At 40.0% G+C, this 11,558-nt stretch carries 13 protein-coding genes and 1 tRNA gene; 10 read left to right on the plus strand and 4 right to left on the minus strand.

Annotated elements, in window-relative coordinates; genetic code table 11:
* Positions 1-63: 63 nt before the first annotated feature.
* From CLV38_RS03485 to CLV38_RS03500, 4 genes are all read left to right on the plus strand, one after another.
* A complete protein-coding gene (locus CLV38_RS03485; RefSeq protein WP_106191555.1) occupies positions 64-807 on the plus strand; it encodes a metallophosphoesterase in 744 nt (247 codons plus the stop codon).
* 7 nt (positions 808-814) lie between these two features.
* Positions 815-1,636 carry a metallophosphoesterase gene (locus tag CLV38_RS03490; protein ID WP_106191606.1) on the plus strand — a complete coding sequence of 274 codons (822 nt, stop codon included), beginning with the start codon at positions 815-817 and terminating at the stop codon, positions 1,634-1,636.
* Between the two features lie 100 nt (positions 1,637-1,736).
* Positions 1,737-3,914, plus strand: a complete 2,178-nt coding sequence (locus tag CLV38_RS03495; RefSeq protein ID WP_211295408.1) for a Tex family protein — start codon at positions 1,737-1,739, stop codon at positions 3,912-3,914.
* A gap of 72 nt (positions 3,915-3,986) precedes the next feature.
* On the plus strand, positions 3,987-4,466 hold the full coding sequence (locus CLV38_RS03500; protein WP_106191561.1) for a SprT family protein: 480 nt from the start codon (positions 3,987-3,989) through the stop codon (positions 4,464-4,466).
* A gap of 22 nt (positions 4,467-4,488) precedes the next feature.
* On the opposite strand, the gene CLV38_RS03505 is transcribed toward CLV38_RS03500, so the two are convergent.
* A complete protein-coding gene (locus CLV38_RS03505) occupies positions 4,489-5,097 on the minus strand; it encodes an HAD family hydrolase (protein ID WP_106191563.1) in 609 nt (202 codons plus the stop codon).
* Between the two features lie 150 nt (positions 5,098-5,247).
* On the opposite strand from CLV38_RS03505, the gene CLV38_RS03510 reads away from it, so the two are divergent.
* Together CLV38_RS03510 and CLV38_RS14185 are read left to right on the plus strand one after the other, a co-directional pair.
* Positions 5,248-5,331 (plus strand) — tRNA-Leu (locus CLV38_RS03510).
* 225 nt (positions 5,332-5,556) lie between these two features.
* Positions 5,557-5,916, plus strand: coding sequence for a GFA family protein (locus tag CLV38_RS14185; RefSeq protein ID WP_106191566.1), 360 nt, complete (start codon positions 5,557-5,559; stop codon positions 5,914-5,916).
* A 51-nt stretch (positions 5,917-5,967) separates the two neighbouring features.
* Here the strand turns inward: CLV38_RS14185 and CLV38_RS13935 are convergent, their stop codons facing one another.
* Both CLV38_RS13935 and CLV38_RS13940 read right to left on the minus strand, forming a co-directional pair.
* On the minus strand, positions 5,968-6,465 hold the full coding sequence (locus tag CLV38_RS13935) for a potassium channel family protein (protein ID WP_342751965.1): 498 nt from the start codon (positions 6,463-6,465) through the stop codon (positions 5,968-5,970).
* A gap of 5 nt (positions 6,466-6,470) precedes the next feature.
* On the minus strand, positions 6,471-6,737 hold the full coding sequence (locus CLV38_RS13940) for a hypothetical protein (protein WP_245920525.1): 267 nt from the start codon (positions 6,735-6,737) through the stop codon (positions 6,471-6,473).
* A 703-nt stretch (positions 6,738-7,440) separates the two neighbouring features.
* Here CLV38_RS13940 and CLV38_RS03525 point away from each other — a divergent pair.
* From CLV38_RS03525 to CLV38_RS03540, 4 genes are all read left to right on the plus strand, one after another.
* On the plus strand, positions 7,441-7,920 hold the full coding sequence (locus tag CLV38_RS03525; protein WP_106191569.1) for a DsrE/DsrF/DrsH-like family protein: 480 nt from the start codon (positions 7,441-7,443) through the stop codon (positions 7,918-7,920).
* A gap of 58 nt (positions 7,921-7,978) precedes the next feature.
* A complete protein-coding gene (locus CLV38_RS03530) occupies positions 7,979-9,667 on the plus strand; it encodes a rhodanese-like domain-containing protein (RefSeq protein WP_106191572.1) in 1,689 nt (562 codons plus the stop codon).
* A gap of 42 nt (positions 9,668-9,709) precedes the next feature.
* Positions 9,710-9,940, plus strand: coding sequence for a sulfurtransferase TusA family protein (locus tag CLV38_RS03535; RefSeq protein ID WP_106191575.1), 231 nt, complete (start codon positions 9,710-9,712; stop codon positions 9,938-9,940).
* Between the two features lie 63 nt (positions 9,941-10,003).
* The gene (locus tag CLV38_RS03540) at positions 10,004-10,786 is read left to right on the plus strand and encodes a sulfite exporter TauE/SafE family protein (RefSeq protein WP_106191578.1); all 783 of its coding nucleotides are present in this window, start codon (positions 10,004-10,006) and stop codon (positions 10,784-10,786) included.
* Between the two features lie 216 nt (positions 10,787-11,002).
* On the opposite strand, the gene CLV38_RS03545 is transcribed toward CLV38_RS03540, so the two are convergent.
* Positions 11,003-11,374: an iron chaperone gene (locus CLV38_RS03545; RefSeq protein WP_106191580.1), complete on the minus strand. Its 372-nt coding sequence runs from the start codon at positions 11,372-11,374 to the stop codon at positions 11,003-11,005.
* Positions 11,375-11,558: the final 184 nt, after the last annotated feature.

The raw sequence follows: 11,558 nt of genomic DNA on the forward strand, positions 1-11,558 counted from the left end.
AATTATGTTAAACTATACTCACTAAAGTGAAATGGTTAAAGTGCATAGAGGAGGGGCTCTATTATGAAAGTTCAAGTGTTTGTTGTAGGAGATATACACGGAGAGTATCAGATGTTCAAAAAAATCCTGGACTATTGGGACGAACAGAAGCAGCAGCTTATTTTACTTGGCGATTTAGGCGACAGAGGGGAAGACCCTAAAGCGTGTTTTGAACTGGCGAAAACTTTGGTAGAAGACAAAGGGGCTATTTGCTTAAAAGGGAACCATGAAGATATGCTGTTGGATTTTTTAAACCGACCGCAGCACACTGCTTCTTTGTATGAAATGAATGGGGGAATGGTGACGATCCAGTCATTCCTGGATATGAAAGAGGGCAATTATGACGTTGTGGAATTATCTGCCAGTGTACAATCCAACTATACATGGCTGAAACCTTTTATCGAATCTCTCCCTTTAAACTATGAATGGGAAGACTACGTATTTGTACATGCTGGAGTAGACCTAACGAAAGCTGACTGGAGAGAAACCTCAGACCGAGATTATGTATGGATAAGAGAAGGGTTCTATGATCAGCCTAATCATACAGACAAAACAATTGTGTTTGGCCATACTGTCACATCTATGCTCCACGATAAACAGACAAATTCTGACATTTGGGAGTCTGGAGATGGAAAAATAGGGTTAGATGGTGGAGCAGTTTATGGCGGAACTCTACATGGAGTTGTTTTCGATAAAAACGGAATAGTGGACCAGTATAAAGTAAAGAATAAAGAATATGGATTCGGTCACCTTTTTGGAAGGGATTAAGTATTTAATGAAAATTGGGACACTATCAGACCTGCACATCGACCGTAATGATGAATACAGCGGGTTGGATTTAGAAAAAAATCTGGCAGAAATCATTAGTGAGAAAGAAATCGAGTGTCTGCTTATAGCAGGAGATATATCGAATCACTATGAAACGACGCATAACTTTATAAAGAAAGTGGAACAGTTGAGTCGTATTCCTGTCCTGTTTGTTCCAGGCAATCACGATTACTGGGCCAGAGATCATGATGTAACAAATACCAGGGAAATTAATGCATTTTTTAATAAACAGTCCTACTCATTGGTAGGAAAGCCCAAATTGATAGGAGAAAATTGGGCTATTGCAGGCACCCCTGGCTGGTACGATTATGGATATGGTAATAGTGAAAGATATGATGAAGCGGCTTTTGAAAAAAAACAGTATGGTTTTGCTTCATGGAACGACCGGCACTATGTTGACTGGGGAAAAAGTGATCAGCAAGTCAGCAGTGATATGCTAACGCAGCTCTACAGTGATTTAAAAACAGTAGCAGACCGTCATATTATTTTAATGACTCATGTCGCAACTCATCCGCAATTTGTCATACCCTTGCCGCACCGTATATATAACTATGCTAATGCATTTTTAGGTGCAAAGTCATATGAGCAGGTCTATACTGATTTTCCTGCCATAAAGTACAGCATAATGGGCCATGTTCATTTTCGAAAAGTAATAAAAGACAAAGAGCGAACATACATTACTGCTTGTGTAGGTAATCATAAACACTGGAAAATAAAGGATTTCAAAACACAAATAAACAAGAGTCTAGTGACATTTGATATCAATTAAAGAATGAATCCATACCCTGTCAATTTCTGGCAGAGGGATTCGTTCTTTTTTATTTTTGTGTTAAAATAGACAAGATGATTTTATAGAGGAGATGACAGTTTTGACAGAAACACAAAATGACCAAATCGTTCAATTACTAAATAAAGAATTAACAGACTACTCGAAAAAACAAATTTTATCCGTATTGGATCTACTGAAGGACGGGAATACAGTCCCGTTTATAGCGCGTTACCGAAAGGAAGCAACAGGAACATTAGATGAGGTGCAGATTCGTGAAATCGAAGAACGCCATACGTATCTGACAAATCTTGAAAAACGTAAAACAGATGTGATCGCTGTAATTGAAGAACAGGGCAAGTTGACGCCAGAACTTGAAAAAGATATTAAAAAAGCGACTCAGATGCAGCGTGTTGAAGATCTGTATCGACCGTATAAACAAAAACGTCGCACTAAGGCAACGATTGCCAAAGAGCAAGGACTTGAGCCTCTAGCTGAATGGGTAATGACTTTTCCTGAAGGGTCCCTTGAGGATGAAGCTGGCCAGTATATAAATGCAGAGCAAGGTATTGAATCAGTTGAAAATGCGTTAGATGGGGTTCACGAAATCATCGCAGAAATGATTTCTGATAATCCAATGTATAGAACGTGGGTCAGAGAATTCACACAAACTAATGGTGTACTTGATTCCAAAGTGAAAGACAAAAAGCTGGATGAAAAAGGCGTCTTTGAAATGTATTATGAGTATTCAGAAACGCTAAAATCACTAGTGCCTCACAGAGTATTGGCGATGAACCGTGGAGAAAAAGAAGGTGTTCTGTCGCTTTCAGTTGATATAGATGAAGAGCGTATACACGGATACATCATGAAACAGGAGATACAGGCCGGGAAATTAACACCTGCTGTTGAAAAAGTAAAAGAAGCGATTACAGATGCATACAAGCGATTCATTTCTCCAGCTATAGAAAGAGAACTGAGAAATGAACTGACGGAAAAAGCTGAAGACCAGGCGATTCAAGTCTTTGGTGATAATTTAAGTAACTTGCTTCTGCAGGCGCCTTTAAAAGATCAGGTCATCCTGGGATTAGACCCTGCTTACCGTACTGGTTGCAAACTGGCGGTTATCGATGCAACAGGAAAAGTACTGGGTATAGATCTGATATATCCTCATATGCCGGCATCTGCCCAAAAACGTCAGGAAGCACCTGAACAATTTCTTAACATGGTCAAAAAGTATAACGTAGACACTATTGCAATCGGAAACGGCACAGCTAGCCGTGAATCGGAAACGTTTGTTGCGACTCATCTGAAATCGCTGGATAAAAAAATTGCGTATGTGATTGTAAATGAAGCAGGCGCATCTGTTTATTCAGCAAGTGATGAAGCTAGGAGAGAATTCCCTGAGCTGCAAGTCGAAGAGCGAAGTGCAGTTAGTATCGCCAGACGTCTGCAGGATCCACTAGCTGAACTGGTGAAAATCGATCCCCAATCAATTGGTGTCGGGCAATACCAGCATGATGTTTCACAAAAGAAACTGACTGATCAGCTGGATTTTGTGATTGAAACAGTGGTTAACCAGGTTGGTGTAAATGTAAATACAGCTAGTGTTGCCTTACTGAAGCACATTTCTGGTTTAACGAAGACAACGGCAGAAAATGTCGTCCTGTACAGAGAAGAAAACGGTAAATTTACCAGCCGCAGTCAACTGAAAAAGGTGAAGAGACTAGGGCCTAAGGCATTTGAACAAGCTGTTGGATTCCTGCGTATTCCGGACGGGAAAGAACCATTTGATAACACTGGTATTCATCCTGAAACGTATAAGCAGGCTGAAATGATTTTATCATCAGCAGGCGTCTCAAAATCGGATATTGGGTCAGAAGATTTGATTGCCCGAATCAAACTGCTCAATGAAGAGAATGTGCTGGATGAAACTGGCCTGGGACAGGAAACATACAAAGATATTGTAAAAGCACTGGTGGCTCCAGGAAGAGATATGCGTGACGATATGCCGGCACCGTTGTTGCGTACGGATGTCTTGTCTATGGAAGATTTAAAAGAAGGCATGGAACTTGAAGGAACCGTCAGAAATGTCGTTGATTTCGGAGCCTTCGTCGATATAGGAGTGAAGCAGGACGGACTCGTTCATATCTCAAAACTAAGCGATCGATTTATCAAGCATCCAAAGGATGTGGTCTCTGTTGGAGATATCGTTAAAGTATGGATAGACTCAGTCGACATGAAAAAAGGGCGTATTGCACTCAGTATGCTCACCAATAAGTAAAGTTAAGAAGAAGAAGTTGAAGCGGGATGCAAGTCGGTCCCGTTTCTTTCTCGTTAAATATAGGAGACCACTATGAATCAGAAAGAATTGCAGCAGTTAGTTGAAGAGACGTCATTAACTCATTTCAAAAAACCGTTCAATCATCGAGCTTATTTTAACACGCGCTTGAAAACGACTGGGGGGCGGTATCACTTAGTGAGTCACGATCTTGATTTCAATCCTAAAGTACTGGAAAAATTGGGTGAAGATACGTTGATAGGCATCATCAAACATGAACTCTGCCACTATCATCTACATCTTGAAGGCAAAGGCTCCCAGCATAAAGATCAGGATTTTAAAGAATTGCTGAAAGAAGTGGAGGGCTTAAGATTTGTTCCTGCTATGTCAGAACAGAAGAAAGCCGTTCGTTTATGGAAATATAAATGTAAAAAATGCGGCAGTGTTGCTCAAAGACAGAGGCGATTCAGTACAGCTAAATATGTCTGTGCCAGGTGTAAGGGTAAATTTGAATTGATTGGCAGAGACGCATATAAAAAGACAGCAGTTGACTAAATCAGCTACTGTCTTTTGTCCATTAAAAATCAATGCCTGCTTTTTTAAAGTGAGCTTTTAAATCTGAAATATCTCCGTCGAATACATAACCATCCATTCCAATATTTTTAGCACTTTCAATGTTCATTGGTAAATCATCGATAAAGAAACACTCGGAAGGCGTTAAGTCGAAGTGAGTGAAAAATTTCTGGTAAATCTCAGTTTCCGGCTTGATGCATTTCCAGTCAGATGAAAGAAACAGTCCCTCGAAATAATCCACTCCGGGAATGATGTGTTTGAACTGATGAAAATCTTGGGATACATTTGAGAATAGGTATAAATGATACCCATTTGCTTTTAACCCTTTTACTATAGCTTCCATTTCGATTATAGGGGTCATTTTCTGGTACCATGTATCCATCACTTCAGATACTGACACATGCAAAGTTTCCGGGAGCCGCTTTGTTACGTTTTCAATAATTTTATCCTTGGTAATGGTTCCACGATCATACTGGAGCCATTCATCTGCTAGAAAAATTTCATTTAGTAATAGCTGCTGATGTTCGGTGTTTGATGTAAAGGTCTGTATAAAATCTGCTGGAGCATACCTTATCAGAACATTTCCCATATCGAACACGACATTTTTTATCATATGTAAATCCCCCTATAATGATTAAATTTAAACTTCTTCCACTCAAAGATACCATACAATCTTAAAATTTTAGAGCATTTAGCAACATTTCTAAAGAGAATATTGACAATTAGCTGAAACATTGATATGATAGGCTTTGTCGAGTGTAAAGCGCACGTGGCGGAATGGTAGACGCGTCAGCTTGAGGGGCTGGTGGGGCGTAGCCCCGTGGAAGTTCGAGTCTTCTCGTGCGCATAAAGTTCAAAAAATGAAAAGCAATAAATATACTTTAATTAAAAGAGACTCCCTGCTGTTCGTTCAGCAAGGGGTCTCTTTTGGGCATCTTATTAAAGGTACAAACAAGCGATTTATATATTCCTTTTATTCCTGCTTTTTCTTTGAACTAACCTTGCAGAGTAAGTTACAATTTAAAAAAGGAAATATTAAAAGACAATAAGATAACCTTTGGAGGGATTACAATTGATTAAAGGAAGCTGTCTTTGTGGTGAAACACAAGTGGAAGTCCAGACCATGAGCGGGTCTGTTATAGTCTGTCATTGCAGCATGTGCGTGAAACAAGCGGCAGGGCCTCTTTTTTATTCAGACACAGTGAAGGAAAAGGACTATCATTTTTCTAAAACATCTGAGGTCTATACTTACAAATCGTCACATCATGCAGAAAGAGGATTCTGCAAAAAGTGTGGGACGTTTTTATTTATGAGATATAATAAAAATACAAACACTCATTTTAATATTGAACTTTTCGAAGAGTTAGATAAGTCAATCGTGTCAGAAATTCATTTGAAAGACAAAAAAGAGTGTTACTCTATATCAAGGTAGTCGGTGACTCACTGTCAGCGGGCGGGATTTTATAGAATAATTGACTACTCATTAATAAAGCTGTAATAACTGGCTATATTTATTTCTAAGTTCCAATTCTTCTATTTTAACTAAAAGTTTACTGATTTTCTGATTAAGCTCTTTTATCTCATCATTTTGTTCAGGTTCCTCTTCTTCTTCAGAAATGATAAAAAATGAAGTGATGGTACTGGTCAATGCACCAAACATTCCGATACCCGTTAGCATGAGGACTATGGCAGTCAGTCTGCCAATCCCGGAAACAGGAGAGATATCACCATATCCAACAGTGGTTGATGTCACAAAAGCCCACCAGAGGGAATCGATAAAATTAACAATTTCGGCAATAGAGTAGACAGTCGCTCCAAGTAAAAGGATCGTTCCACTGGCATAGACCATGTAGGCAAAGCCATTAGTATTGAAGAATGTTCTCACATGTTTAGTGGCTTTTCCGATCAATCCAACGGCTCGTGTCAGTCTGAAAAGACGATTCGTACGACTTAAACGTGTCAGTCTGACTATTCGAAACAGCCTTGCTACACGAAAAAAGCGAACACAGAGTGGAAAGGAATAATGGCAACGAGGTCCATTATATTCTTTTTAAAAAACTGCCCTTTCTGGTCTGCACGAATCAGACGATTGATGTAATCATATGTAAAGAGGAGCAGGATGAGTACATCTATTTCTCTAAAAGGAGAGAGTGATAAATTGAGCACAGCTAAACTGTCCAGAATAAGTAAACTGACAGACAGGATAGCCAGAATGATAATAAGAGGATCATAATATGTTCTAAGTGTTTTCATAGTTTACCTGCTTTCTTTTTATTAAAAAGCCCAGGCAAAAAAAGAAACCGTTCAGGAAGTTAAAGTGAACGGTTTCTTTTTTTTGCTTTTTTTGTCGTTAAATTATTTATGCCGGAGGTCTATTGATCAGGTTATCATAATCGAATGGTTAGGTCCATGAAATCCAGCATACAAAACTAGTCATTCCGTATTATCTGATACCCCTACCGCTATCCGTAGTATCTTTCTAATAGTGCAACCACTGAAATTTACCAGGTTCAGCATGAAAATTCTACTTTAAGTAGTAAGGTTAAACGGAAGTTAATTAAGGCTATAGGGGTATATAAAGCCTTTTAAAATAAGGTTTAAAGATTAAAGGAAATTGTAGAATACTTTCGTGAGAGCTTCTACGATTGATCGGACTAGTTAGACACTCATATAGTTGTTTGTTCGATATTAGAAATAGCGTTTCGAATTCACAAAGTCAAAATTTTAACATTTATTTTTATATTTAAAAGTTGATTTGAAGGGTTTTATCATCTTTATGAGTCTGTTAAAAACGAGAATTTTTAACAACTTCCTTGACAAATATACCTGCCAGGGTATACGATGTATTCAGGTTGTTGCAAGTCGGCTGGACTGATCACCTAGAATTGTCTTGCAAAAATAATCAACAATAAAAAATACCTATACGGGTAAAAAGGCTATTAGAAAGGAATTCGATATGAGCGAACAGAAAAAAACCAATATCATTCTATTTAGTGGAGACTATGATAAGGCGATGGCTGCATACATTATTGCTAATGGAGCTGCTGCTTACGATCATGAGGTAACCATCTTCCATACATTCTGGGGATTGAATGCACTCCGAAAGGACGAACCGATTCAGGTAAAAAAGACACTGCTTGAAAAAATGTTCGGGAAAATAATGCCACGCGGTCCTGAAAAAATGGGACTATCAAATATGAATTTTGCGGGCATCGGTCCTAAACTAATCAAGAAAATCATGAAAAAGCACAATGCGATGCCGTTGATTGATCTAATCGAAATGGCTGAAGAACAGGACATCAATTTAGTTGCCTGTACCATGACGATGGACTTGCTTGGACTTAATAAAGCTGAATTGAGAGAAACAAGTCAGTACGCTGGAGTGGCCGCTTACCTGGCAGATGCAGAAGACGGCGGCGTTAATTTGTTTATTTAATACTCACAAGAGGCGATAAGTTAGTGAAACTGATAGTAAATCAAAGGAGCTGAAAATAATGAGAGAAATGACAAACGACATTTTAGTTGACGCGAAAGGTCTGGCTTGTCCTATGCCGATCGTGCGAACAAAAAAGGCGTTAAAAGATGCTGCATCAGGATCGATTGTGGAAGTACAGGCGACGGATAAAGGGTCTACAGCAGACTTGAAAGCCTGGGCAAGTAAAGCTGGACATGATTATCTGGGAACGGTGGATAATGAAGGCACACTGAAGCATTACCTGCGTGCGGGTGGCGAAGAAGAAGAAACGGTTCCTTATCCCAACATCATTAATAATGATGAGCTTCAACACTTAATCAACAGTAATGAATCGATAACTATTCTGGACGTACGTGAAACAGAAGAGTACGATGCTTATCATATTCCCGAGGCGGTATCGATTCCGCTGGGAGAACTGGAAGAGAAAATGGAAGAGCTGTCTGACGGCAAACCTATCTATGTGGTCTGCAGAACTGGAAACCGCAGTGATATGGCAGCGCACCTGTTGTCGGAAAATGGCTACGGTGAAGTTGTCAACGTTAAGCCAGGCATGAGTGAGTGGAAAGAGGAGGAAGCGAACGTGAGCTTAACTGCTATGACACCTAAGGAACTGGCGAAGAAAGTGATCCAGAAAGAAGACTTGTTTATCCTGGATGTTCGAAACGAAGATGCTTTTGAAGACTGGAAAGTGGATGGGAAAGGATTCGACTACCTGAACATTCCTTACTTCGATCTCCTGGATGGAGTGGAAGAAATTCTGCCTCAACTCCCTGCAGATAAACAACTGCTTGTGGTCTGCGCCAAGGAAAATTCATCGATCATGGTGGGTGAACTGCTGGCTGAAGAAGGAGTGTCATCATTCTACCTATCAGGAGGAATGAAAGCTTGGAGCGAGTACTTGGAGCCAGTCAAAGTTGCAGATTTAAATGAAGGAGGCGAGCTGTTCCAGTTTGTCCGTCTCGGAAAAGGATGCCTGTCTTATATGGTCGTATCCGGGAATGAAGCGGTCATCATTGATTCATCACGCACAACCGCTCCATATTTGAAGCTGGCAGAAGATAAAGGCGTGTCTATTTCACACGTTCTGGATACCCACCTTCATGCAGATCACATTTCAGGAGGACGAACAATCGCGCAAGAGACTGGGGCAAGTTACTGGCTCCCAACAAAAGATGCTGAAGAAGCAACCTTCGATTTTGAACCGCTTGAAGAAGGTGCACATATTCAGGTTGGTGCAACAAATATTGATGTCAAAGCTTTGTATACACCAGGTCATACCATTGGTTCGATGTCCTTTATTATCGACGATTCTTACCTGCTTTCCGGAGATATACTCTTTGTTGACTCCATCGGTCGACCAGATTTAGCTGGAAAAGCAGATGACTGGGTCAGTGACTTGAGATCTTCACTGTATGTGACCTACCAGAATTTATCTGAAGACCTGATCGTGCTGCCGGCTCACTTCATGATTATAGACGAGGTGAATGATGACGGAAGCGTAGCGGAGAAGCTGGGAGTATTGTTCGAGAAGAATCATGGACTGAATATAGAGGATGAGGACAAATTTCGTTCTGCAGTGACCGACAATCTACCTCCTCAGCCGAATGCTTATCAGGATATAAGACAGACAAATATGGGGAAAATTGCACCCGATGAAGAAGAGCAGCGTGAAATGGAAATCGGACCAAATCGCTGTGCGGTCCGTTAAATAGAACAACAATACTATTACAACATAAAAGGAGAATTCAATATGAATGCTGATAAAATTTTAGATGCCAAAGGGTTGGCGTGTCCCATGCCAATCGTCAAGACAAGAAAAGAAATGAAGACCATGAACACAGGTGAGATTTTAGAAGTACAAGCAACTGATAAAGGTGCCCTGAAGGACTTTCAGGCATGGGCAAAGTCTTCTGGACACGAATTGCTTGAGACCAATGAATCAAACGATATTTTAACTTTCCACATAAAAAAAGGAGAATAATTGCGAGGGAAGAGGGGCAATTTCGCCCCGACTTTTCCTAAGCCAATTAGCTAGGAGGATTTTATGGATATTGCTTATATTGTTACGATATTTCTTATCGGATTCATTGGTTCGTTCGTTTCCGGAATGGTTGGTGTGGGAGGATCCATTATTAAATATCCGATGCTCTTGTTCATCCCTCCACTTTTAGGATTCAGTGCACTCACAGCCCATGAAGTTTCTGGTATTAGTGCTGTACAAGTGTTCTTTGCAACTATTGCGGGGGTCTGGGCGTATAAAGGCACAGGCTATTTACACAAAAAACTGATCCTCTTTATGGGGAGCAGCATCCTAGTTGGAAGTTTTATTGGCGCCTTTGCATCAGGGTTCTTTCCTGAGAATTCCGTCAATCTGGTGTATGCCATACTGGCAACCATTGCAGTCGTCATGATCCTGCTTCCTAAAAAGCAGATACCGGATCAGCCTGCACACTCTATTTCTTTCAACAAACCGCTTTCTTCCGGTCTTGCTTTCGTTGTCGGAGTAGCTTCCGGTATCGTCGGTGCAGCCGGCTCATTCTTGCTGATTCCAATCATGCTGACAGTTCTGAAACTGCCTACAAGAGTGACTATAGCTACGTCACTAGCGGTCACTTTTCTGTCTTCCATCGGTTCAACAGTAGGTAAAGTAGCCACGAATCAAGTACTTTACGGACCTGCTGCAGTAATGATTATTGCGAGCCTGATCGCTTCTCCTATTGGAGCGAAAATCGGTCAAAGGACCAACACAAAAGTACTGCAATGGCTTCTTGCTCTGCTGATATTGGGTACATCTATTCAGATCTGGTACAATTTACTGTGGACCTGATAACAATCAATTGTTCTGAAACTAAATTTTATTCTTGTAAGTCTACTTTTTAGCAGAGAGTTAAGATAAAGATACACTTGAGTGCTAAATAAACAGCCACATGAAAAACAGTCTGTAAAAGGATGTCATATTAAAATAAGCCTAGCCGAAAATACTCTTAATTGAGTATTTTCGGCTAGGGGTTTCAACAGTATTCGAGCAGTTTTTCACTTAAAATTATTTACGCCAGAATGTAGTATAATCAGCCTTATCTTCAATATTGAACTGTATCATACTTTTGAGTAAATCGTAATCAACAGGCTGTGTCCATTTGATTCTTAAAATTTCCTTTGTTGTGTCATATTGTGCCTCTTCTATTTCTTTTTCAAACTGTCTTAGACCAGCACGTTCAGGAGCCACAGCAAGGTGTTTTTTTGAAGCGCTGAATCCGATAATATATGTGCCATGATCAGTATACATAGGCTGGTTCCAGCCGATTTTCTTCTCTAATTGCGGGAACTCTCTGTCGATCCACACAAAGAGCTCCGCCAGTCGCTCTTTGTGATCGGCGTTGTCAAGCTTGTCTAAAAATTCATCAAAATTAATTATGGTATATTCCTCCTGTTTATTACGTAAATTGTTTAAGTAGGTTCATTATAACGCATTTTTAAGAATGAATAACCTTAAATGTCAAGTTCTGAATCTCTACCTATAAACTAGACACATTAAAAAAACAATATTATGCAGTCCATAGAAGGTGATCCCGATAAGCTACTGGGGTCATCTTCTTTAA

The sequence above is a fragment of the Alkalibacterium olivapovliticus genome, from assembly GCF_003003275.1.
Taxonomy (GTDB): Bacteria; Bacillota; Bacilli; order Lactobacillales; family Carnobacteriaceae_A; genus Alkalibacterium; species Alkalibacterium olivapovliticum.

Bases quoted from the DNA above. Each gene is read 5' to 3' on its own strand.
- CLV38_RS03530 (WP_106191572.1), top strand. From the start codon at position 7,979: ATGAGAGAAATGACAAACGACATTTTAGTTGACGCGAAAGGTCTGGCT.
- CLV38_RS03490 (WP_106191606.1), top strand. From the start codon at position 815: ATGAAAATTGGGACACTATCAGACCTGCACATCGACCGTAATGATGAA.
- CLV38_RS03525 (WP_106191569.1), top strand. From the start codon at position 7,441: ATGAGCGAACAGAAAAAAACCAATATCATTCTATTTAGTGGAGACTAT.
- CLV38_RS03500 (WP_106191561.1), top strand. From the start codon at position 3,987: ATGAATCAGAAAGAATTGCAGCAGTTAGTTGAAGAGACGTCATTAACT.
- CLV38_RS03505 (WP_106191563.1), bottom strand. From the start codon at position 5,097: ATGATAAAAAATGTCGTGTTCGATATGGGAAATGTTCTGATAAGGTAT.
- CLV38_RS13940 (WP_245920525.1), bottom strand. From the start codon at position 6,737: ATGAAAACACTTAGAACATATTATGATCCTCTTATTATCATTCTGGCT.
- CLV38_RS03535 (WP_106191575.1), top strand. From the start codon at position 9,710: ATGAATGCTGATAAAATTTTAGATGCCAAAGGGTTGGCGTGTCCCATG.
- CLV38_RS03540 (WP_106191578.1), top strand. From the start codon at position 10,004: ATGGATATTGCTTATATTGTTACGATATTTCTTATCGGATTCATTGGT.
- CLV38_RS03485 (WP_106191555.1), top strand. From the start codon at position 64: ATGAAAGTTCAAGTGTTTGTTGTAGGAGATATACACGGAGAGTATCAG.